The sequence below is a fragment of the Streptomyces thermospinosisporus genome (assembly GCF_039526425.1).
In the GTDB taxonomy this organism is placed as follows: Bacteria; Actinomycetota; Actinomycetes; order Streptomycetales; family Streptomycetaceae; genus Streptomyces; species Streptomyces thermocarboxydovorans.
Genome location: NZ_BAAAIZ010000009.1, coordinates 94675 through 115848, shown reverse-complemented (window position 1 = coordinate 115848; position 21174 = coordinate 94675). Strand labels below are relative to the sequence as shown.

The 21174-nt window shown below is 72.1% G+C and carries 21 protein-coding genes and 1 pseudogene; 15 read left to right on the top strand and 7 right to left on the bottom strand.

Annotation, left to right across the window (positions count from 1 at the left end; genetic code table 11):
* Positions 1 to 6: 6 nt before the first annotated feature.
* Positions 7 to 711 (bottom strand): annotated as a pseudogene (locus ABD207_RS04535) (PAS sensor protein); the annotation flags it as partial.
* Positions 712 to 973: 262 nt separating this feature from the next.
* Between ABD207_RS04535 and ABD207_RS04530 the strand changes: the two are divergent.
* The 6 genes from ABD207_RS04530 (at position 974) to ABD207_RS04505 (ending at position 7618) form a co-directional block, all read left to right on the top strand.
* The gene (locus ABD207_RS04530; RefSeq protein ID WP_344010211.1) at positions 974 to 3448 is read left to right on the top strand and encodes a SpoIIE family protein phosphatase; all 2475 of its coding nucleotides are present in this window, start codon (positions 974 to 976) and stop codon (positions 3446 to 3448) included.
* Between the two features lie 170 nt (positions 3449 to 3618).
* Entirely contained in the window at positions 3619 to 3798 is a 180-nt protein-coding gene (locus tag ABD207_RS04525) for a hypothetical protein (protein WP_344010209.1), read from the top strand.
* Between the two features lie 101 nt (positions 3799 to 3899).
* Positions 3900 to 4967: a glucose-1-phosphate thymidylyltransferase gene (locus ABD207_RS04520; protein WP_344010207.1), complete on the top strand. Its 1068-nt coding sequence runs from the start codon at positions 3900 to 3902 to the stop codon at positions 4965 to 4967.
* Positions 4964 to 5944 (top strand): dTDP-glucose 4,6-dehydratase, encoded by a 981-nt coding sequence (gene rfbB, locus ABD207_RS04515; protein WP_344004779.1) that lies wholly within the window; start codon positions 4964 to 4966, stop codon positions 5942 to 5944. The genes ABD207_RS04520 and rfbB overlap by 4 nt, the downstream gene beginning before the upstream one ends.
* Positions 5941 to 6828, top strand: a complete 888-nt coding sequence (gene rfbD / locus ABD207_RS04510) for a dTDP-4-dehydrorhamnose reductase (RefSeq protein WP_344010206.1) — start codon at positions 5941 to 5943, stop codon at positions 6826 to 6828. Before rfbB ends, rfbD begins: the two co-directional genes overlap by 4 nt.
* Positions 6815 to 7618: a class I SAM-dependent methyltransferase gene (locus tag ABD207_RS04505; protein WP_344010204.1), complete on the top strand. Its 804-nt coding sequence runs from the start codon at positions 6815 to 6817 to the stop codon at positions 7616 to 7618. Before rfbD ends, ABD207_RS04505 begins: the two co-directional genes overlap by 14 nt.
* On the opposite strand, the gene rfbC is transcribed toward ABD207_RS04505, so the two are convergent.
* A complete protein-coding gene (gene rfbC, locus ABD207_RS04500; RefSeq protein WP_344010202.1) occupies positions 7608 to 8234 on the bottom strand; it encodes a dTDP-4-dehydrorhamnose 3,5-epimerase in 627 nt (208 codons plus the stop codon). The genes ABD207_RS04505 and rfbC overlap by 11 nt on opposite strands.
* A gap of 3 nt (positions 8235 to 8237) precedes the next feature.
* Positions 8238 to 10184, bottom strand: a complete 1947-nt coding sequence (locus ABD207_RS04495; protein WP_344010201.1) for a glycosyltransferase family 2 protein — start codon at positions 10182 to 10184, stop codon at positions 8238 to 8240.
* 147 nt (positions 10185 to 10331) lie between these two features.
* On the opposite strand from ABD207_RS04495, the gene ABD207_RS04490 reads away from it, so the two are divergent.
* Positions 10332 to 10835: a metallophosphoesterase family protein gene (locus tag ABD207_RS04490; RefSeq protein ID WP_344010199.1), complete on the top strand. Its 504-nt coding sequence runs from the start codon at positions 10332 to 10334 to the stop codon at positions 10833 to 10835.
* A 298-nt stretch (positions 10836 to 11133) separates the two neighbouring features.
* Here ABD207_RS04490 and ABD207_RS04485 read toward each other — a convergent pair whose 3' ends face one another.
* Positions 11134 to 11499: a nuclear transport factor 2 family protein gene (locus ABD207_RS04485; RefSeq protein WP_344010198.1), complete on the bottom strand. Its 366-nt coding sequence runs from the start codon at positions 11497 to 11499 to the stop codon at positions 11134 to 11136.
* A 209-nt stretch (positions 11500 to 11708) separates the two neighbouring features.
* Between ABD207_RS04485 and ABD207_RS04480 the strand changes: the two genes are divergently transcribed.
* From ABD207_RS04480 to ABD207_RS04455, 6 genes are all read left to right on the top strand, one after another.
* Positions 11709 to 12794 (top strand): S-(hydroxymethyl)mycothiol dehydrogenase, encoded by a 1086-nt coding sequence (locus ABD207_RS04480; RefSeq protein ID WP_344010197.1) that lies wholly within the window; start codon positions 11709 to 11711, stop codon positions 12792 to 12794.
* Complete coding sequence (locus ABD207_RS04475) at positions 12794 to 13423, top strand: MBL fold metallo-hydrolase (RefSeq protein WP_344010195.1); 630 nt, start codon at positions 12794 to 12796, stop codon at positions 13421 to 13423. The genes ABD207_RS04480 and ABD207_RS04475 overlap by 1 nt, the downstream gene beginning before the upstream one ends.
* A 162-nt stretch (positions 13424 to 13585) precedes the next feature.
* A complete protein-coding gene (locus ABD207_RS04470) occupies positions 13586 to 14500 on the top strand; it encodes an SDR family oxidoreductase (RefSeq protein WP_344010193.1) in 915 nt (304 codons plus the stop codon).
* 76 nt (positions 14501 to 14576) lie between these two features.
* Complete coding sequence (locus ABD207_RS04465) at positions 14577 to 15380, top strand: SDR family NAD(P)-dependent oxidoreductase (RefSeq protein WP_344010191.1); 804 nt, start codon at positions 14577 to 14579, stop codon at positions 15378 to 15380.
* Positions 15381 to 15533: 153 nt separating this feature from the next.
* Positions 15534 to 16229 (top strand): L,D-transpeptidase family protein, encoded by a 696-nt coding sequence (locus ABD207_RS04460; protein ID WP_344010189.1) that lies wholly within the window; start codon positions 15534 to 15536, stop codon positions 16227 to 16229.
* A 199-nt stretch (positions 16230 to 16428) separates the two neighbouring features.
* The gene (locus ABD207_RS04455) at positions 16429 to 16614 is read left to right on the top strand and encodes a hypothetical protein (RefSeq protein ID WP_167990297.1); all 186 of its coding nucleotides are present in this window, start codon (positions 16429 to 16431) and stop codon (positions 16612 to 16614) included.
* A gap of 104 nt (positions 16615 to 16718) precedes the next feature.
* Here ABD207_RS04455 and ABD207_RS04450 read toward each other — a convergent pair whose 3' ends face one another.
* Positions 16719 to 18095 carry a S1 family peptidase gene (locus tag ABD207_RS04450; protein ID WP_344010188.1) on the bottom strand — a complete coding sequence of 459 codons (1377 nt, stop codon included), beginning with the start codon at positions 18093 to 18095 and terminating at the stop codon, positions 16719 to 16721.
* A gap of 179 nt (positions 18096 to 18274) precedes the next feature.
* On the opposite strand from ABD207_RS04450, the gene ABD207_RS04445 reads away from it, so the two are divergent.
* Positions 18275 to 19480, top strand: coding sequence for a MalY/PatB family protein (locus ABD207_RS04445; protein WP_344010186.1), 1206 nt, complete (start codon positions 18275 to 18277; stop codon positions 19478 to 19480).
* Positions 19481 to 19490: 10 nt separating this feature from the next.
* Positions 19491 to 19871, top strand: coding sequence for a PPOX class F420-dependent oxidoreductase (locus ABD207_RS04440; RefSeq protein ID WP_344010185.1), 381 nt, complete (start codon positions 19491 to 19493; stop codon positions 19869 to 19871).
* A gap of 49 nt (positions 19872 to 19920) precedes the next feature.
* Here the strand turns inward: ABD207_RS04440 and ABD207_RS04435 are convergent, their stop codons facing one another.
* Both ABD207_RS04435 and ABD207_RS04430 read right to left on the bottom strand, forming a co-directional pair.
* Positions 19921 to 20334: a Zn-ribbon domain-containing OB-fold protein gene (locus tag ABD207_RS04435; RefSeq protein WP_167990303.1), complete on the bottom strand. Its 414-nt coding sequence runs from the start codon at positions 20332 to 20334 to the stop codon at positions 19921 to 19923.
* Positions 20335 to 20537: 203 nt separating this feature from the next.
* Positions 20538 to 21173: a TetR family transcriptional regulator gene (locus ABD207_RS04430; protein WP_344010183.1), complete on the bottom strand. Its 636-nt coding sequence runs from the start codon at positions 21171 to 21173 to the stop codon at positions 20538 to 20540.
* Position 21174: the final 1 nt, after the last annotated feature.

The following is a 21174-nucleotide window of genomic DNA, read 5'->3' as shown; positions in this document are numbered from 1 at the left end:
TCCGTCGCCGGATAGGTGGCTCACCGTCACGTCCAGCAGCTCGCTCGCGGCGGCGTTGGCGAACCCGACCCTGCCGTGCAGATCCAGCGAGCACAGGCCGTACGGCAGCCGCGCCACCATGCGCGCCGCCTCCACCGAGCCCAGAGTGCCCGCCATCCCGCCCACCAGCGGAGCGGCCAGCAGATCCGGCTCGGGCAGCACCGGCACGGACTGCTCGGCGGCCCGCTCCAGCCGCATCGCCAGCCGGTCGGCGGCGGCGAGCAGATGGTCGCGCTCCCAGTCGGCCAGCACCGGCGGATGGCTGCCGGGCCAGGTGACGAAGACGGCCCCGTACGCCCTGGTCTCGGTCGCCACCGGCAGCGCGGCCAGCGAGAAGGGGTACGGCAGCACCACGGCGATCCGGGGGTAGCGGCGGGCCATCTCCTCCTGGTCGCCGACCCACACCAGACGCCGTTCACGCACCGCGTCGGACACCGGGATGGGCGCAGTGAGCCCCACCCGCTCCCAGGGGGCGGCGAAGGCCCGGGGCAGACCCGCCATCACCGCCATCTCCAGCACCGGCTGGTCCGGCGAGAGCAGATACACCGCCCCGGAATGGGCGTGCACCTCGTCCATCATCGAGGCCAGCGTCAAGGAGAGCAGCGGCCGGCCCACCGGAGCGCGCACACTCGCCGGCGCCTGCGCGGACGACTGCTCGGACACGCCGACCACCTCCTCGCACGGCCGCGCACCCGGCTTTGGACCAATCTGCTCCCTGCGGCCCCGTCCCGCACGGCGAGCGGCCCGGGCCGGCCCGTTCCCGGCGGCCCCGGTCACCGTGAGCTCCGTCTACCCCCGCCCGTGCCGCTACGCCGCCTCCGCACACCTCCCGAGCAGGAATGTCCCCATCTGCGGCACCTGGTCCGCCCGGCCGCCCTTCTGATGGGTCCCGGAACGACCACAGGGGCTGCGCAGGTCTCTCATTAGCGCTGTAATGGCCAACGTGGTCGGAGAAGGCGCTGTGCGAGGCAGCACGAGAACTGTTCGTGCGGAAGGCGCTCTGAGAACGATCACGGTCGATCAGGAGTCGCCCGAACGGCTGCGCAGGGTCCTGGAGCAGGCCCTCGTCTTCGCCGGCGCCGCCTTCGCCGCCGTCTACACCTGCGCCGCCGACGGCGAGGTGCTGCAGATGGTGGAGTCGGTGGGCGCCCCCGGATCGCTGTACGGCGTGCGGGACAGCTACCCTGCCTCCGGGCACTCCCCGGCGGCCCAGGCCCTCAGGCGCGGTCAGCCGGTGTGGCTCGGCACCAAGGAGCTGCACGAGCGCGCGCAGTCCCGGCGCATCCCCGCCTACGACTTCTCCCTGGCCGCACTGCCGGTGGACGACGGCGGCGGCTGCCTGCTCGCGGTGAGCGAGCGCCCCGGCGGCTTCGACCCCGAGGACCGGGCCTGTCTGCAGCTGATCGCCGACGCCGCCTTCATCCCCGCGCCGCCGTCGGGCCCCGAGCCGGCCCCCGACGGCGGCGAGCTGCCGCCCGACGCCTTCAGCCTGGCCATGGACACCGGCCGGGTCCAGGCCGGCGAGCAGATCCTGGAGCTGTTCGGGCTCGCCCCCGGGGAGTTCGACGGCCGGGTGGAGACCCTGCTGAGCCTGACCGTGCCGGAGGACCTGCCCGCGCTGATGTCCGTCGTCGAGGCCGACCACATGTCCATCGGCGACCGCGAGCTGGAGTTCCGGGTGCTGCAGCCCGCCGGACCGCCCAGGTGGCTCAGGCTGCGCGGCCGGCTGCTGTCCGGAGGCGAGGGCCGCCCCGCCCGGCTGGTGGGCTCCGTCGCCGACGCCTCCACCCTGCGCTCCGACGTCACCGACGTCGCCCGCGTCCAGCGCCTCGCCGCTGCCCTGGCCACCGCGGTCACCGTGCGGGACGTCGGCAAGGCCGTGGTGGCCGCGCTGCGCAGACCGCTGCGGGCCGACCGGATCGCGCTCGCCGAGCTGGAGAGCGACCGGCTCGTCGTCACCGTCCTCGACCCCCCGGAGCCCGAGGCCTGGCCGGAGCTGTGGCGCTCGGAGTGGCGCACCGAGTGGCCCGACGCGCCGGTGCGCGCCATGCCCACCCTCGCCGCCGCCCTGCGCGAGGGCCGCGCCCAGATCTGGCCCGCCGGAAGCCCCCTGGAGCCCGCCCTCGCCGAGGTCGGGCCCGGCGGACTCGCCATGCTGCCGCTGCCCGCCGGCAACCGCATGGCCGGCGCCTGCCTCATCGGCTGGGACACCCCGCACGACTTCGACCCCGACGAGCGCGCCCTGCTGACCGCCGCCGCCGGCCTCGCCGGGCAAGCCCTGATGCGGGCCCGCGCCTTCGACGCCGAGCACGAACTCGTCGGCATGCTCCAGCGCCAGCTGCTTCCGCGCCGGCTGCCGCGGCTGCCCGGCGCGGTCGCCGTGGCCCGCTACCTGCCCAGCACGGCCGGCCTGGAGCTGGGCGGCGACTGGTACGACGTCATCCCGCTGCCCGACAACCACGTCGCCCTGGTCATCGGCGACGTCCAGGGGCACAGCGCCGGCGCCGCCACCCTCATGGGCCAGATGCGCACCGCCTTGCGCGCCTACGCCATCGAGGGGCACCCGCCCGACGTGGTGGTCTCCCACGCCAACCGGCTGCTCATGGACATGGAGACCGACCTCTTCGCCACCTGCTGCTACGTCGACGTGGACATGGAGGAGGGCTCCGCGTGGTGCGTGCGCGCCGGGCATCTCCCGCCGGTGCTGCGTCACCCGGACGGCGGTACCGACATCGCCGAGGCCGAGGGCGGCCCGCCGCTCGGCGTCGTCCGGCAGGCGGTCTTCCCGATGAGCCCGCTCAGGCTCCAGCGCGGCACCCTGATCGCCCTCACCACGGACGGGCTGGTCGAGTCCCACGAGGCCGACATCGACCAGGGCATGCGCAGCCTCGCCGACCAGCTGTCCGCCGCCAACCCGGCCCACCTCGGCCCGATCGCCGACGCCCTGCTCGGCAACGCGCCCCGCAGCGACGACATCGCCCTGCTGATCATGCGCTACGACGGCATGGCGCTGCGCCCCCGGCGGGAGAGCTGGACGGTGTGGCGGGTGCCGCAGGCGGTCGGGCACGCCCGCCGCTTCACCCGGCGCACCCTGCGCTCCTGGGGGGTGACCGAGAATCTCGACGCCGCCCTGCTGGTCGTCTCCGAGCTGGTCACCAACGCCCTCGTGCACACCGACGGCCGGGTCCGCCTCGACATCACCCTGGTCAACGACCGGCTCCGCCTCGCGGTCGCCGACGCCTCACCGCGGACCCCGGTCAAGCCCACCAGCATCGGCTGGGAGGCCACCGGCGGCCGCGGCATCCTGCTGGTCGAGGCCCTGTCGGCGTCCTGGGGCACCGTGCCGGTCAGCGGCGGCAAACAGGTGTGGGCGGAGCTCGTCCTCGAGGACGGCGCACCCGCGAGGTGAGCCGCCCGGAGCCCGGCCCGGCGCCGGCCGGGAACCGCCCGGGCGCGGCGGGGCGTCCTCGAGAACAGTGGTACGAGCATGAAAGAGGTATATGGCGACGGCCCGGTGTTTGCGCGCCCGGCCGCCGGGGACCCGAAGCCGCAGAGTTCGCAGAGAGAAGATGGTGTGTCGTGACCTCGGAGATCAGTGACAAGCCCCGGCCGCGCCGGCCGGAGACCGGTTGGGCCAGGGCCCAGCGGCTGCGCGGGAAGACCCCGTTGCGGACCTGCCTGCCCGCCGTCATCGACCGGACGGACTCCGACACCTCGAACACGGGTATGGGGGAGATCATCGTCAGGGGCGAGGACTAGCAGGTGACCGGGGCCGCCGCCCCCGACTGAGCCGGGAATTGCCGATCGACGTGCAATTCCAATGATGTTTGCCGTGCCGGTGAACGGCTATGGTGAGTCAGATGAAGGCTCTCGTGCTGTCCGGTGGCGCCGGAACCCGGCTGAGGCCGATCACCCACACCTCGGCGAAACAGTTGGTGCCCGTGGCCAACAAGCCCGTCCTCTTCTACGGGTTGGAGTCCATCGCGGACGCGGGCATCACCGACGTCGGGATGATTGTCGGTGATACGGCGGAAGAGATCGAGAACGCAGTGGGCGACGGATCGAAATTCGGTCTGCAGGTCACCTACATTCCCCAGGAGAAGCCCCTCGGACTGGCCCATGCCGTGCTGATCGCCCGCGACTGGCTCGGCGACGACGACTTCGTGATGTACCTCGGCGACAACTTCATCGTCGGCGGTATCACCGGGCTCGTCGACGAGTTCCGCAGGCACCGTCCCGATGCGCAGATCCTGCTCACCAGGGTCGCCGATCCACGCGCCTTCGGAGTCGCCGAACTCGACGACTCAGGACAAGTGATCGGCCTCGAGGAAAAGCCCGACAATCCCAAGAGCGATCTCGCCCTGGTCGGCGTCTATCTCTTCACCCCGGCCATTCACAAAGCGGTGCGGGCCATCAAGCCCTCCTGGCGCGGTGAACTCGAGATCACCCACGCCATCCAGCATCTGATCGACTACGGCGCCGATGTGCGCAGCACCGTCATCCACGGCTACTGGAAGGACACCGGCAACGTCGTCGACATGCTGGAGGTCAACCGCTCCGTCCTGGAAGGCATGGAGCGCCGCATCGACGGAGAGGTGGACGACCGCTCGGAGACCATCGGCCGGGTGGTGATCGAGCCCGGCGCGCGGATCGTCAACAGCCGCATCGTCGGACCCGCCGTGATCGGATCCGGTACGGTCGTCAGCGACTCCTATGTCGGCCCGTTCACCTCGATCGCGGAGAACTGCCGGATCAGTGACAGCGAACTCGAATTCTCCATCGTGCTGCGGGACTCGTCGATCGACGGCGTCGGCCGGATCGAGTCCTCACTGATCGGCCGGCACGTCGAGGTGACGCCGGCACCCAGCGTCCCCAGCGCACACCGACTTGTCCTCGGAGACCACAGCAAGGTGCAGATCCATTCATGAATCTCCTCGTCACCGGAGCCGCCGGCTTCATCGGGTCCCGCTACGTGGCCGCGCTGCTCGCCGCCGACACGCCGGACGCGCCGCGCATCACCGTGCTGGACAAGCTCACCTACGCCGGCACCCTCGACAACCTGCAACTCGATCACCCGCGCCTGGAGTTCGTCCAGGGCGACATCCGTGACGCCGAGCTGGTCGACAAACTCGTGGGCGAGGCGGACCAGGTGGTGCACTTCGCCGCCGAGTCGCACGTCGACCGCTCGATCCTCACCGCCTCCGACTTCGTCCTCACCAACGTCGTCGGCACCCAGGTCCTGCTGGACGCCGCCCTGCGGCACGGCCTGTCGACCTTCGTGCACGTCTCCACCGACGAGGTCTACGGCTCCATCGAGTCCGGGTCGGCCACCGAGGAGTATCCGCTCAACCCGAGTTCCCCCTACTCGGCGTCGAAGGCCTCCTCCGACCTGCTCGCCCTGGCCTACCACCGCACCCACGGCCTGGACGTGCGGGTCACCCGCTGCTCCAACAACTACGGGCCGCACCAGTTCCCCGAGAAGGTCATCCCGCTCTTCGTCACCAACCTCCTCGACGGCAAGAAGGTCCCCCTCTACGGCGAGGGCCTCAATGTGCGCGACTGGCTCTACGTCGACGACCACTGCGCCGGTGTGGAACTCGTCCGCACCAAGGGCCGCCCCGGCGAGGTGTACAACATCGGCGGCGGCACCGAGCTGACCAACAAGGAACTCACCGGCCTGCTCCTCGAGGCCTGCGGGGCCGGCTGGGACCGGGTGGAGTACGTCGAGGACCGCAAGGGCCACGACCTGCGCTACTCCGTGGACTGGACCAAGGCGCGCGACGAACTCGGCTACCGGCCCCGGCACGACTTCACCACCGGCCTCGCCGAGACCGTCGCCTGGTACCGCGACAACCGCGCCTGGTGGGAACCGCTGAAGCGGCGCGTCGCGGGGGAGCGGTCGTGAGCTGGCTGGTCACCGGAGCGGGCGGCATGCTCGGCCGCGACGTCGTCGAGGAACTCACCCGGCGCGGCGAGAAGGTGACCGGCCTCGACCGCAGGATGCTCGACATCACCAGCGCCGAGGCCATCGACCGGGCGCTGGCCGAGCACCGCCCCGCCCTCGTGGTGAACTGCGCCGCGTACACGGCGGTGGACGACGCCGAGAGCGACGAGGAGACCGCCACCCGCATCAACACCGACGGCCCCCGCCTGCTCGCCCGCGCCTGCGCGCGCCACGGCGCCCGGCTCGTCCATGTCTCCACCGACTACGTCTTCTCCGGCGAGGCCCGCACCACCCCCTACCAGGAGGACCACCCTCCGGCCCCGCGCACCGCCTACGGCCGCTCCAAGCTCGGCGGCGAGCGGGCCGTGCTGGAGGAACTCCCCGGTGCGAGCGCCGTGGTGCGCACCGCCTGGCTCTACGGGGTGCACGGCCACAACTTCGTCCGGACCATGATCGGCCTCGAGTCCCGCCGCCCCACCGTCGACGTCGTCGACGACCAGCGGGGCCAGCCGACCTGGAGCGCCGACGTCGCCGCCCGCGTCGCCGACCTCGGCCCCCGCATCGGCGACGGCGCCCACGGCGTCTTCCACGCCACCAACTCCGGGGAGGCCACCTGGTACGACCTGGCCCAGGAGGTGTTCCGGCTGCTGGGCGCCGACCCGTCCCGGGTCCGGCCCACCACCACGGACGCCTTCCCCCGGCCCGCCCCGCGTCCCGCGTACAGCGCCCTCGCACACGGCCGCTGGCAGGAGATCGGCCTGCCGGCTCCGCGTGACTGGCGTGCCGCCCTGCACGAAGCAATGCCCCGCATCCGCAAGGAGAGTTCTCTTCGTGAAACGCCATGAGTTCCTGCGGGAACTGCACAAGGTCAGCGCCAACCGCAACTACCTGGAGATCGGCGTCAACGACGGCCGCAGCCTGCGGCTGTCGCGCGTCCCCAGCATCGCGGTCGACCCCGCGTTCAAGGTGGTCTCGGAGATCAAGTGCGACGTCCATCTGGTCAAGGCCACCAGTGACGACTTCTTCGCCCGGGACAACCCGCTGGCCCACCTCAAGGGCGGCCGGCATCCGCTGCGCAACCTGCGCCGGGGCCGCAGCCCGTTCGGGTACTGGCGGCGCACCACGCTGGACCTGTCGTTCATCGACGGCATGCATCTCTTCGAGTACGCCCTGCGTGACTTCATGAACGTGGAGAAGCACTCCGACTGGGCCAGCGTCATCGTCCTGGACGACATGCTCCCGCGCAGCGTCGACGAGGCCGCCCGTGACCGGCACACCACCGCCTGGACCGGCGACGTCTTCAAGATCACCGAGGTGCTGGCGCGCTACCGCCCCGACCTGGTGACCGTGCTGGTCGACACCCAGCCCACCGGCCAGCTCGTCGTCTTCGGCGCCGACCCGGACAACCGGGTGCTGCACGAGAAGTACGACGAGATCCTCGCCGAGTACAAGGTGCCCGACCCGCAGAAGGTGCCGGAGACCATCCTGGAGCGGGCCGGGGCCGTACCGCCCGAGGCGCTGCTCGAGGCGAAGTTCTGGAAGCCGCTGGTCCAGGCCCGCAACCGGGGCCTGCCGCGGCGCATGGGCTGGGAGCCCCTGCGCCGCTCCCTGGAACAGGTCGGCGTCAGCCGCTGACCCCCCTGTCAGCCGCTGACCCCCTGCCGCGCAGCTCCTCGTAGCGTGCGCGGCAGGTCTCGTACGCCGGCAGCAGGCCGAGGCGCTCCGCCTCGGCCAGCGCCGGCGCCTGCTGGTCCTTCGGCGACAGCACCGGGTCGATGCCCTCCGGCCAGGCGATGCCCAGGGCCGGGTCCAGCGGGTGCACGCCGTGCTCCCGCTTCGGGGCGTAGCCGGTGGAGCACAGATACACCACCGTCGCCTCGTCGGTCAGGGCCATGAAGGCATGGCCGAGGCCCTCGGAGAGAAACACGGCGTGACGGGTGTCGTCGTCGAGCCGGACCGCCTCCCAGCGGCCGTAGCCGGGGGAGCCCACCCGCAGATCCACGATCACGTCGAGGACCGCGCCGCGCACGCAGGTCACGTACTTGGCCTGCCCGGGTGGCACGTCCGCGTAGTGCACCCCGCGGATCACCCCGCGGCGCGACACCGAGCAGTTGGCCTGCGCCAGCGACAGGTCGTAGCCCGTCGCCTCGCGGAACTCCTCACCCCGGTACCACTCGTGGAAGCTGCCCCGCTCGTCCGGGAACACCTTCGGCTCCAGCACCCATGCGTCCTCGATCTCCAGCGCGCGCACGCTTCACCGCCTTCCCTTGCCGCCGTTCACCGGGGGAGTGACCCGTCGGCGCGCGGCGCCGAGCGCGCGCCGTGCCCGGCGCAGCAGCTTGCGCAGCCGGCCGGGCCGCGGGACGGGCACCACCAGTGTGCCGCCGCCCGAGGCGCGCAGCGCGAACGGCAGCGAGATCCACCGGGGTTCGGCGGCGTCCGGGCCGAGGCAGAGCGAGACGCGCCAGACCCCTCGGGGCAGCGCCGCCGGCAGGGCGGCCTGTAGCCGGCTGCCCGGCCCGTCCGGCTCGCCGGTCAGCGTGGCGTCCGCCTGCAGCGTCCGGCGCGAGGAGACGAAGCGCAGCCGCACCTTCGTCCCGTCGGCGGCGTGCAGGGGCAGCCGTGCGGTCATCCGGGCGCCGGCGACGGACACATCGCCGCGGCCCACCCGGTCGAGACCGGTGCGCTTGGCCTTGACGTCGTTGTCCAGCGCGAGATTCCCGTGCGGCTCCGTCCAGTACGGCAGCACACCGCGGCCGCCGATCACCGCCGCGTACGGCTCGGGACGGGTGGCGCGCGGGGCGGGGCCGAGGCGGCACTCCTTCGTCCAGCCGCCGAGCTTCACCCGCACCACCGCGTCCCACACGCCCTTGCCGGGCAGCGCGGCCGCATCGACGGTCGCGGTGGCGCGCAGCACCAGCCGCACCTGCTCGCCGTCCTCGGCGGGAACCGTCTCCCGGGTGAACTCGACCGGCTGGAAGTACTGGGCGGCGCTGTTGCGTTCCCGCAGCAGCAGATCCGCGGTGGCCTGGCCGAAGCGCGCCGCGGTCTCCGCGGCGACCCACCGCACCGCGTCCTCCACGGTCTTCGGTGCGTCGGTCAGCGGGGTGCGGCTCGCCTCCCGCGGGAAGGTCATCGGCTCCTTGGCGGCGGTGAACTCGGCGGTGAAGCCGACCCGCAGCGAGCCGTCCCGCCACTCGACCTCGGCGGGCGCCGCCTTCGGCGCGACCCCGGCCTCCCACTCGGCGAACGCCACCACGTCGTCGTAGCGGTCCGCGGCGGTCAGCGCCGCCACCACCTGCTGCGTCGGCTGCAGCCCGGCCGCCACCCCAGGACCGAACCGTTCCACCACGACCTTGTGGATCTCCGCGAACAGCTCCCTGCGGTAGCCGTCCGGCAGGGCCAGCAGCCGCCTGGCGCGCAGCCGCTCCACCATCTCCACCCTCAGCCAGCGGCGGAACAGCCGGTCGCGCAGCGGGCCCGGCTCGGTGTACCGCTCGACGACGTCCAGCGCCTCACGCAGGTTCTTGAAGTAGCCCACCGGGTCGAACCGCTGGAAGCCGGCGTTCGAGGCGTCGTCCCGGCGGATGTGGTAGTAGCAGACGTAGTCGCTGAGCACGGACACGTTCTTCGCCCGCAGATACGCCTCGGTGACGAAGACGTGGTCCTCCAGGCGGCGGCGCCCCTCCGGGAAGCGCAGCCCGATCCGGTCGAGGAACTCCCGCCGGAACATCTTGTGCGGGGTGAGACTGTCGATCAGCGGCGCCGTCTCGACCGTGGCCCGCGGGTGGTTGCGGCGGAACAGCTCCACCGGCACCCCCCGGCCCTTGCCGGCCATCTTGCCGACCACGACATCGGCGTCGTTCGCCACGCCGTAGTCGTACATGCGCTCCAGCGCCTCGTCGCCCAGGTAGTCGTCGTTGTCGACGAACATCACGAACTCGCCGCGGGCGGCCTCGATCCCGACGTTGCGGGGCTTGCCCGACCAGCCGGAGTTCTCCTGGTGGATCACCCGCACCCGCGGGTCCTCGGCGGCGAGCCGGTCCAGCCGGGCGGGCGTTTCGTCGGTGGAGCCGTCGTCGACGAAGATCGCCTCGTACTCGTCGGGCGGAAGTGACTGGCGTTGCAGCGAGGCGATGCAGTCCTCGATGTAGATTCCCGGGTTGTAGACGGGAACGATGACGCTGACCTTGACCGGCATTGAGTTTTGGGGCCCTTCGGGTCTTCTTGCCGACGAACGTGCTGTCTTGGTATGCGTTGCCCGATCGTAACCCCGTGGCCGGTGTGGTCCGGCCATTCGCCACCGACAAGACCGTGCCGTGATCGACAGCCCCTCCATGGAGTGCCAGTGCGCCTGCTGCTGACGTCCGACACGCATCTTCCCAAACGGGCCAAGCGGCTGCCCGAGGCGCTGCTCGGTGAACTCGCCGCCGCGGACGTCGTGTTCCACGCCGGCGACTGGGTCGACACGGCCACACTCGATCTGCTGCTCAGCCGCAGCCGGCGGCTCGTCGCGGTGTACGGCAACAACGACGGGCCCGAACTGCGCTCCCGGCTGCCGGAGATCGCCTACGCCGAACTCGACGGACTGCGCTTCGGGGTGATCCACGAGACGGGGCCCGCCCGGGGCCGTGAGGAGCGGTGCGCCGCCCGGTTCCCCGAGCTGGACGTGCTGGTCTTCGGGCACAGCCACATCCCCTGGGACACCACCGCACCGAACGGGCTGCGGTTGCTGAATCCGGGATCCCCGACGGACCGGCGCCGGCAGCCGCACTGCACCTATATGACCGCCACCCTCGACTCCGGCCGGCTCACCGAGGTGCGTCTGCACCGGCTGCCTCCGCGGCGGTGACGGTCCGCATACGGTCCGGGCCGCTTCGTTGTCGGTGGAAGCGGCCCGGGCGCTGCGAGTAGATGCGCTGTCACGGACCTCCTTCCCCGCGATCAGAGGGTGGATACCGCTCGGCTACCCGCTCCGCCGGACTCACACCCCCGATTTTCCATCCCGTCCGCTTTACCTGTCCCGTGCCCTCTGACCAGGCTTTTCCTCCCGGATCGGCGCGTCCGGCGGGGGCGGATGGACCGATCTCTCACGCCGGAGAGTGGGCGGTCGCGTCCCGCCCACTCCCGCGATGACCCTGCTCGTTCTCCTACTCGTCCCACGCCTGGATGAGCGTCTGCTCGGTGATCTTCCCGTCGCTCAGTGAGAGCATCGACTCCGAGAGCACCCGTACTCCGTCGGAGTACTCACAGCTCTCGCAGTAGGCGGCGTGATCCCCCTGGACGACACACTGCTCCAGCTTGTGGGTCATGTCGCGGCTGTAGACGTCGTCGAGCATGGCGGCGATCTCGTCGCGGCCGTGCAGGACCTTCGGGTGGCTGGGCTGGGAGTTGTGGTCCACGACGCGCAGCTCGGCGTTGTCGGCGTACAGCGACACCAGGTCCGTCGCCGAGTCGGACTCGATGCAGCGGCGCAGGGTGTCGGTGGTGAAGACGGGTTCTGCCGCGGTTGCCATGATGACCTCCTTCGACGGGCCGCGGCGCGGTCCTCGGAGCGGGCCGCGAGGGGCCCCGCCTACGAGCCTCCTCCGCCCCGACGAGCCGGGCAAGCGGAGCGCCCGTCTCCCGGCCCGGCCGCAGGCGTTCGGCGCGGACACCGGCGCTTACCGATCAGTCGGACGTAGGGTCGTCAGCGACGGACATCGGCCGACGAAGGAGTCGCACCATGGCGCAGGAAGTGCGCGGCGTGATCGCACCGGCGAAGGACGAGCCGGTACGCATCGAGACGGTCGTCGTACCCGACCCGGGGCCGGGCGAGGCGGTCGTCCGCATCCAGGCCTGCGGGGTGTGCCACACCGATCTCCACTACAAGCAGGGCGGCATCAGCGACGACTTCCCCTTCCTGCTCGGTCACGAGGCCGCGGGAGTGGTGGAGTCGGTCGGCGACGGCGTCAGCGATGTCGCACCCGGCGACTTCGTGATCCTCAACTGGCGCGCGGTCTGCGGGAAGTGCCGGGCCTGTCTGCGCGGGCGGCCCTGGTACTGCTTCGACACGCACAACGCCCGCCAGAGGATGACCCTGACCGACGGCACCGAACTCTCCCCGGCCCTGGGCATCGGCGCCTTCATCGAGAAGACGCTGGTCGCCGCCGGGCAGTGCACCAAGGTCGACCCCGCGGTCGCCCCGGAGGTCGCCGGGCTGCTCGGCTGCGGGGTGATGGCCGGCATCGGCGCCGCCATCAACACCGGGAACGTGGGCCGGGGCGACTCGGTGGCGGTCATCGGCTGCGGCGGCGTCGGCGACGCGGCCATCGCCGGCTCGCGGCTGGCGGGTGCGGCCAGGATCATCGCCGTCGACATCGACGACCGGAAGCTGGAGCTCGCCCGCTCCATGGGCGCCACCCACACCGTCAACTCGCGCACCACGGACCCCGTGGAGGCGATCCGGGAGCTCACCGGCGGCTTCGGCGCCGACGTCGTGATCGAGGCCGTGGGCCGTCCCGAGACCTACAAGCAGGCGTTCTATGCCCGCGACCTGGCCGGCACGGTCGTCCTGGTCGGCGTGCCGACGCCCGAGATGAAGCTGGAGCTGCCGCTGCTGGACGTCTTCGGGCGCGGCGGGGCGCTCAAGTCCTCCTGGTACGGCGACTGTCTGCCCTCCCGCGACTTCCCGATGCTGATCGATCTGCATCTCCAGGGGCGCCTGGACCTCGGCGCGTTCGTCACCGAGACCATCCAGCTGGACGAGGTGGAGAAGGCGTTCGAGCGGATGCACCGGGGCGACGTGCTGCGTTCGGTGGTGGTGCTGTGATGACCGCCCGCATCGAACGCGTCGTCACCTCCGGGCAGTTCACCCTGGACGGCGGCACCTGGGACGTCGACAACAACGTGTGGATCGTGGGCGACGACCACCAGGCGGTCGTCATCGACGCCGCCCATGACGCCGACGCCATCGCCGAGGCCGTCGGCGACCGCCGGCTCACGGCGATCGTCTGCACCCACGCCCACAACGACCACATCAACGCCGCTCCCGCCCTCGCCGAGCGCACCGGTGCCACCGTCTGGCTGCACCATGAAGACCTGCCGCTGTGGAAGCAGACCCACCCCGACCGTGAGCCCGACGCGTTTCTCGTCGACGGGCAGGTGATCGAGGCGGGCGGCGCCGATCTCACCGTGCTGCACACGCCGGGGCACGCGCCGGGCGCGGTCTGCCTGTACGACCCCGGCCTGGGCGTCGTCTTCACCGGCGACACGCTGTTCCAGGGCGGCCCCGGTGCCACCGGCCGTTCCTTCTCCCACTTCCCGACGATCATCGACTCCATCCGGAACCGGCTGCTGACCCTCCCGCCGGAGACGAAGGTGCTCACCGGGCACGGTGACGAGACCACCATCGGCGCGGAGGCTCCGCACCTGGACGAGTGGATCGCCCGCGGCCACTGAGCCGGACCGGTCCACTGACCCGGACCGGTCCACGCCGGAGGCCGACCCGCCGGAAAAGGTGACAGAGGATGTCCGGCTTACCCGCCACGATCGCAGCAGTACGCGCCGCGCCCGGCAGCGCAGGCGCGTCGGAAACAGCACACCAGCGGCGGGAGGCCGGACATGGCGGAGGAACTCAAGGGCAAGGTGGCACTGGTCGCCGGGGCGACCAGGGGAGCCGGACGGGGCATCGCCGTCGCACTGGGCGCGGGCGGCGCGACCGTCTATGTGACCGGCCGCAGCACCCGCGAGCGCCGCTCCGAGTACGACCGGCCGGAGACCCTGGAGGACACCGCCGACCTGGTCACCGAGGCGGGCGGCCGGGGCATCGCCGTACCGGCCGATCACCTCGTCCCCGAACAGGTGCGCGCGCTCGTGGAGCGGATCGACCGGGAGCAGGGGCGGCTCGACATCCTGGTCAACGACATCTGGGGCGGCGAGAAGCTCTTCGAGTGGGACGCGCCCGTCTGGGAGCACGACCTGGACAACGGGCTGAGGCTCCTCCGGCTCGCGATCGACACCCACGCGATCACCAGCCACCACGCGCTGCCCCTGCTGCTGCGCCGGCCCGGCGGCCTCGTCGTCGAGGTCACCGACGGCACCGCCGACTACAACCGCGATCACTACCGGGTCGGCTTCTTCTACGACCTGGCCAAGTCCGCCGTGCTGCGGATGGCGTTCGCGCTCAGCCATGAGCTGGGCCCGCGGGGAGCCACGGCCGTCGCGCTCACCCCGGGCTGGCTGCGCTCCGAGATCATGCTGGAGGAGTTCGGGGTGCGCGAGGACAACTGGCGCGACGCCCTGGAGCGGGTGACCCACTTCGCCATCTCCGAGACCCCGCGCTACGTGGGCCGCGCGGTCGCCGCCCTCGCCGCCGACCCGGACGTCTCCCGCCACAACGGCGCGTCCCTCTCCAGCGGCGGCCTCGCCCGCGAGTACGGCTTCACCGACCTGGACGGCAGCCGCCCGGACGCCTGGCGCTACCTGGTCGAGGTGCAGGACGCGGGCAAGCCGGCGGACGTCACCGGCTACCGCTGAGTACGAGCGCCGGCCGGCGGCAAAGACCGGCTCCGGACCCTCCCGCGGTGATCGTTGCGCCGTATACCGTCACGCCATGACGACGGACACGGGACGTTTCGACGGGTACGGGGTTCTGATCACCGGCGCGGCACGCGGCATCGGCGCCGCCACCGCCCGGCGCTTCGCCGAGGAGGGCGCCGCGGTGCTGGTGGCCGACGTGGACGGGGCCGAGGCCGAGCGGACGGCGTCGGTCCTGCGCGAGCGGGGCCTGAGCGCCGAGGCGTGCGAGTGCGACGTGGCCGACCGGGCGTCCGTGGAGGCGGCCGTCGCGCGCTGCGCCGACGCCTTCGGCTCGCTCGACGTCCTGGTCAACAACGCGGCCCACTGCTCGCCCGACACCCCCGGCTTCGAGGAGCAGCCGGACGAGCAGTGGGCGGCGGACCTGGACATCACCCTCACCGGCGCGTACCGCTGCTGCCGGGCCGCGCTGCCGCATCTGGCCGCGTCCGGCCACGGGGCGATCGTGAACATCGGCTCGGTCAACGGGCTGCAGGACTTCGGCAACCACGCCTACAGCGCCGCCAAGGCCGGGCTGATCTCCCTCACCCGCACCCTCGCCGGCCACGCCGGGCCCCGGGGCGTGCGCGTCAACCTCGTGGCGCCCGGCACGGTCCGCACCAGGGCCTGGGAGGGCCGGGAGGCCGACCTGGAGGCCGTGCGCGGTCTGTACCCGCTGCGCCGGGTCGGCGAGCCGGAGGACGTCGCCGCCGCTGTGACGTTTCTCGCCTCCCGGGACGCCTCCTGGATCACCGGCGCCACCCTCGTCGTCGACGGCGGCATCACGGCCGTCAACTCCGGCTTCCACCAGGCCATGCCGCGGACGGAAGGAGTCCGCTGAGGCCGTCGGTGCGCGAGTGATCTGTGCTGTTCGTCTCAGGTCACCGTTCGGTTTCGGCACCCAAGTCCGTACAACCGACTTTTCCGATGGATCGTCTACCTGGCAGAGTGCGCAGGCCATGCGCCCAACTCCGCGGGAAAGGCAAATCGGATCATGGGGGACATACGTAGACGGAGTGCCGTCGTCCTCGGGCTCACCGCGATGGTGATCCCGCTCACGCTGGCGCTCGGCACCGCACCGGCGCAGGCCGCGAGCTGCACGACCAAGGCGGGCCCGTACCAGAAGCAGGTGGAGAAGTTCCTGGGCCGCCCGGTCGACGGCAAGCAGTCCTCCGCCGACTGCAAGGCCATCCGTGCCTTCCAGACCAAGCACGGCATCACGCCGAACATCGGCTACGCGGGTCCGGTCACCTGGGGCGTGATGGACCTCATGAACAAGCAGAAGGCCGCCGGGAAGAACCCGAACAAGGCGGGCAAGTGCCCGGTGAACAAGGGCCGCATCGCCTGTGTCGACCTCACCCGCCAGCTCAGCTGGATCCAGGACGGCAAGAAGCTCGTCTACGGCCCCGTCCCGGTCCGCACCGGACGTGACGGCTACGAGACGCGCACCGGCCTGAAGAAGGTCTACTGGCGGAACAAGAACCACCACTCGACCATCTACGACGTGCCGATGCCGTACGCGCAGTTCTTCGACGGCGGCCAGGCCTTCCACTCGGTCGGCGTCAGCATGTGGAACCCGCCCGGTTCGCACGGCTGCGTCAACATGACCAAGACCGACGCCAAGAAGTACTGGTCCCTGCTCAGGACCGGCGACGAGGTCTACGTCTACGGCCGCAAGCCGGGCACCTGAGAGGCCCGTGGACCATGCCGGGCGCCCGGAGACGTCTGTGGAACCGTGCGGGGCGCCCGGAGACGTCTGTGAACCGTGCCGGGCGCTTGAGGCGCCCGTGAACTCGCCCGCGGGGCACGCCGGATGACGTGATCAGCAACACGTCCGAAATGCCCGGTCCGGGGGTGATTACTCACAGCGCCTTCACGTCCGGCCCCGTATGCTTCACAGCATGTCCACCACTGTTGAACCCTCCGCCGAGCGATCGGCCGCCGAGGTCAACGAGGAGATCCGGGCCCTGTGGCTCCGGTCGGGCGGGACACTGAGCAGCGAGCAGCGCGAGGAGTACCAGCGCCTCGTCCTGGAGTGGGCCGCCGCCCTGCCGCAGCCGGCCAAGGCGGCCTGACCTCCCGCCGGCAGGCTCCGGCCGATCACCTCGGCATCACACAACCGTCAGCAGGGCACCCATGACCGCATGGGTGCCCTGCCCCTGTCGGCCCGGGCGGCCGGTCACCCCCACATCGCCGAGTAGTGCCGCTGGTAGGCCCTGCGGTCCTGCTCCGCCCTGATCCACCGGGTGGCCACCAGCGCCACCATGCTGCCGCCGATCACCAGCAGCCCCGGGCCCACATTGCGCGGGTCGGTCAGCCGGGACAGCAGGGTGGAGGCACTCGGGATGCCCGACGTCGGCGCCGAGGAGCCCGGCGAGGCACCGCCCGGGGCGGCGGCCGCGGGACCCGAGGGCGCGGGGGAGGGGGCCGCCGACTGGCCGCCCTCCTGCGGGGCCACGATGAGCTTGACGTTCAGCGCGGAGAGCGCCTTCGTCACCGGCTGGAAGTAGGTCGTGCCGCCCGTGCGGCAGTCGCCGCTGCCGCCCGAGGTCACGCCCAGCGCGATGCCCTCGGAGAACATCGGCCCGCCGCTGTCGCCCGGCTCGGCGCACACATTGGTCTCGATCAGCCCGCTGACCGTGCCCTCGGGGTAGTTGACCGTCGCGTTGAGCGCGGTCACCTCGCCGTCGCGCAGGCCGCTGGTGCTGCCGCTGCGGAACACCCGCTGGCCGACGGCGGGCTCGCCCACTCCGGTGATCCGCACGCCCTTGCCGTCCCCGATCGCCACCACACCGGCGCCCTCGCCGGCGCGTCCGTCGGCGTACTCGATCAGGGAGTAGTCGTCGCCGGGGAAGCTGGCGCCGACCGTGGTGCCGACCTCCTGGCGGCCACGCCCGTCGGAGAACCACACCGAGCCCTCGGGCCCGCAGTGCCCGGCCGTGAGGATGAACTCCCGCGTCCCGTCGGTGACGTTGAACCCGGCGGAGCAGCGGCCCGCGGTGGACAGGATGGGCGTGGCGCCGTTGAGCCGGGTGGTGAAGGTGCCCTGGGTGCGCTCCATGCGCACGAAACCGCCGATGTCCTCGGCGACTTCGGTCAGAGCGGACCAGTCGTCCGCCGACACCGTGCTGTCGCCCCGGACCACCACCTCGTTGGAGCGGTAGTCCATCGCCCACGCCGTGCCCGGTACGCGCTTGCCCGAACGCAGCGTCTGCGTGGCCGACTTCAGCTCGCTCATGCTGTGCCGCACCATCTTCGGCTTCGCGCCGGCCCGTTCGACCTCCCGCGCCGCCTCCTCGTCGGTGACGGCGACCACCGTCCGGCCGTCGGTGCCGATCCAGCTGCCCGCCGTGCGGTCGGTGCCGAGCCGCGACACCAGCCGCGCTCCCGGCCCCTGGTCCACCACGTCGCCGGCCGTCGCCGCGAACGGCACCGCGTCGGCCGCGGGCGGCTCGGTCGCCACCGCGCGGGTGACCATCGTGCATCCCAGGAGGATTCCGCCGACGGCCGCCAGCCGTGTCACTCGCCGGACGACCCGTCGTCGTGCGTGCCTCATGCATCGCTCCCGTACCTGAACAGCGCGCGGTGCGCACACCACGGGGCGCTCCCTTGGTTCGAGCGCCCTCTCTCCATACGGGTACGGGCCCCGGCGCGTTCAGCGCCCGCCGGATCGGCCGGAAGACATGCCCGCTGGCGTGATGTCGCCGCACGCCACCGCCGCCTATCCTGCGGCCCATGGCCAGGATCCCGCGCGAACCATCCGGTGGACCCAGTCCCCTCGCCGTCCTCACCCTCGACCAGCTGCGCCGCCGCACCAGCATGAAGTGGCGCACCTACCCCGACGACGTACTGCCCCTGTGGGTGGCCGAGATGGACGTGCCGCTCGCCGACCCCGTCGTCCGGGCCGTCACCGAGGCACTCGGACTCGGCGACACCGGCTACCCCGCCGGCACCGCCTACGCCGAGGCGCTCGCCGCCTTCGCGGAGAAGCGGTGGGGCTGGCACGGGCTGGCGGTCGAGCGCACCGCGCTGGTGCCCGACGTGATGCTCGGCGTGGTGGAGATGCTCAAGCTGGTCACCGGCCACGGCGACACGGTGGTGGTGAACTCGCCGGTCTACCCGCCCTTCTACGACTTCGTGCGGCACATGGACCGCCGGACGGCCGAGGCGCCGCTCGGCCCGGACGGGCGCCTGGACCTCGACGCGCTCGAGGACGCCTACCGCCGGGCGGTGGCGGGCGGCCGGCGCGCCGCCCATCTGCTGTGCAGCCCGCACAACCCGACCGGCACCGTGCACACCGCCGAGGAACTGACCGCCGTCGCCGCCCTCGCCGGCCGCTACGGCGTCCGGGTCGTCGCCGACGAGATCCACGCCCCGCTGGTCGTCGGCGACACGGACTTCGTGCCGTATCTGAGCGTGCCCGGCGGCGAGCGCGGACTGTCCCTGATGTCCGCCTCGAAGGCCTGGAACCTCGCCGGACTCAAGGCGGCCCTGGCCGTCGCCGGGCCCGACGCCGCCGAGGACCTGGCCCGGATGCCCGAGGAGGTCGGCCACGGCCCGAGCCACCTCGGCGTCATCGCCCACACCGCCGCACTGCGCGACGGCACCGACTGGCTGGACGCCGTGCTCGCCGGGATCGACGCCAACCGCCGCCTGCTGGCCGGACTCCTCGCCGAGCACCTGCCGGACGTCCGCTACCGGCCGGGCGAGGCCACCTACCTCGCCTGGCTCGACTGCCGCGCCCTCGGGCTCGGCGACGACCCCGCGCGGGTCTTCCTGGAACGCGGCCGAGTGGCCCTCAGCCCCGGGCCGGCCTTCGGCACCGGCGGGGCCGGGCACGCCCGGCTGAACCTCGCCGCCTCACCCGAGGTGATCGAGGAGGCGGTGCGCCGCATGCGGATCGCCGTTGCGGGCGGCTCCGCGGCCGCCCCGGAGTCTTAGACTGGCCGGTATGGACGATGCGTTGGTGGCACGGCTCGCGGCGGGGAAGTACCTGTTGGTCACCAGCTACCGGCGCAACGGCACGCCGGTCGCCACCCCGGTGTGGGTGGTGCGGGACGGCGACGCACTCGGCGTGTGGACCGCGGCCGACTCCGGGAAGGTCAAGCGGATCCGCAACCGCCCCGACGTCCTCGTCGGCCCCTGCGACATGCGCGGCAACCCCACCGGTGACCAGGTACCCGCCACCGCGGAGATCTGCGACGCGGAGACCACCGCCCGCTACCGCAAGCTGATCGCCCGCAAGTACGGACTGCTGGGCCGGCTCACGCTGCTCGGCAGCCGGCTGCGGCGCGGCCTGGACGGCACGGTGGGCATCCGCATCACCCTGTGACGGGCACAGCCGCTTCCCGGGCTTCGACCAGCCGGGTTCTGCCGGTCCGTCAGGTCCACGCCCGGTAGGGCTCGTCGATCAGCTGGAAGACGGGCTCGCCGCGCACCGGGTCCTTGGCGGTGGACAGCCGCACCCGGTCGCCGCTGTGGATGCCGATGGGCGGGCCCATCACCCGGCCCCGCACCACGAAGCCCTCGGCCATCTCGATCAGCGACACATTGCGGGCGGCCGGGGTGTTGCGGTGCACCACCGTCGAGTGGCGGACCGTGCCGACGCCCTCGCTGCGCTCCGTGCGCAGATCGCTGCCCTGGCAGACGGGGCACAGCAACCGGTGGTACATCGCGGTGCCGCACCAGGTGCAGCGCTGGAAGAGGATGGCCTCCGACTCCGGGCCCTGCGCTTCGAGGATGCCCGTCGCGGAGCCGGCTGCCTGCTGAGCGACGCTTCCTGAGTGGTGGTACACGCTGGTCAACTCCCTGCACTCGGCCGGAATCCCGCGTGTCCGGTCGCCCGGACACGGGTGTGCGCGGCTCGCCGTGCCACCGTGCACAGCGACAGAGTATGGCACTGAGTGCCACTCGTAAAGGCACTGCGTACCCTGAATTGCGCGAACGGGCGCCGCACGACGTGCGCTCGGTCTGCGAACAGGCCCCGCACGGGGTGCGCTCAGCCGTGGCCCAGGGTCGTCTCCAGCTCCTGCACCACCCGCCACAGCGGCGTCTCGCGACGGGCGACGACCACCACCACGTCCTCGGGAAGCTCGCCCGCCGGGGGCACCGGCACCGCACCGAACGCGGCCTGGACGTGCCGCAGGGCGTGGTCCACCGCCGCCTCCGCGTCGCCCTTGCCGTCCGAACGCAGCCAGGCGCGCAGCGCGTTGTTGTGGGCCGCCACCACCGCTGCCGCGATCACATCGGCCCGCAGGGTGGCGTCGCGCTGCCCGGCGAAGCGCTTGCGCAGATACCCGGCGAGGGCGCGCTGATAGCGCCACACCACCGACAGCTCGTAGGCGCGCAGCACCGGAACCCGCTTGGTCAGGCGGTAGCGCTGGACGGAGAACTCCGGCTTCTCGGCGTACATCCGCAGCACCAGCCGGGCCGCGTCGCACACCCGCCGCACCGGTTCGTCCTCGTCCGTGCTCGCCTCGAGGAAGGCGGTCATGTCGGCGAGGCAGCGCTCGTGGTCCGGGAAGACCACGTCCTCCTTGGACGGGAAGTACCGGAAGAACGAGCGGCGTCCGACCCCGGCGAGCGCCACGATGTCGTCGACGGTCGTCTCCTCGTAGCCCCGCTCCAGGAACAGC

Bases quoted from the DNA above. Each gene is read 5' to 3' on its own strand.
- ABD207_RS04475 (WP_344010195.1), top strand. From the start codon at position 12,794: ATGACCGCCCGCATCGAACGCGTCGTCACCTCCGGGCAGTTCACCCTG.
- ABD207_RS04450 (WP_344010188.1), bottom strand. From the start codon at position 18,095: ATGAGGCACGCACGACGACGGGTCGTCCGGCGAGTGACACGGCTGGCG.
- rfbB (WP_344004779.1), top strand. From the start codon at position 4,964: ATGAATCTCCTCGTCACCGGAGCCGCCGGCTTCATCGGGTCCCGCTAC.
- ABD207_RS04520 (WP_344010207.1), top strand. From the start codon at position 3,900: ATGAAGGCTCTCGTGCTGTCCGGTGGCGCCGGAACCCGGCTGAGGCCG.
- ABD207_RS04495 (WP_344010201.1), bottom strand. From the start codon at position 10,184: ATGCCGGTCAAGGTCAGCGTCATCGTTCCCGTCTACAACCCGGGAATC.
- ABD207_RS04470 (WP_344010193.1), top strand. From the start codon at position 13,586: ATGGCGGAGGAACTCAAGGGCAAGGTGGCACTGGTCGCCGGGGCGACC.
- ABD207_RS04480 (WP_344010197.1), top strand. From the start codon at position 11,709: ATGGCGCAGGAAGTGCGCGGCGTGATCGCACCGGCGAAGGACGAGCCG.
- ABD207_RS04455 (WP_167990297.1), top strand. From the start codon at position 16,429: ATGCTTCACAGCATGTCCACCACTGTTGAACCCTCCGCCGAGCGATCG.
- ABD207_RS04445 (WP_344010186.1), top strand. From the start codon at position 18,275: ATGGCCAGGATCCCGCGCGAACCATCCGGTGGACCCAGTCCCCTCGCC.
- ABD207_RS04460 (WP_344010189.1), top strand. From the start codon at position 15,534: ATGGGGGACATACGTAGACGGAGTGCCGTCGTCCTCGGGCTCACCGCG.
- ABD207_RS04465 (WP_344010191.1), top strand. From the start codon at position 14,577: ATGACGACGGACACGGGACGTTTCGACGGGTACGGGGTTCTGATCACC.
- ABD207_RS04485 (WP_344010198.1), bottom strand. From the start codon at position 11,499: ATGGCAACCGCGGCAGAACCCGTCTTCACCACCGACACCCTGCGCCGC.
- ABD207_RS04440 (WP_344010185.1), top strand. From the start codon at position 19,491: ATGGACGATGCGTTGGTGGCACGGCTCGCGGCGGGGAAGTACCTGTTG.
- ABD207_RS04530 (WP_344010211.1), top strand. From the start codon at position 974: ATGGCCAACGTGGTCGGAGAAGGCGCTGTGCGAGGCAGCACGAGAACT.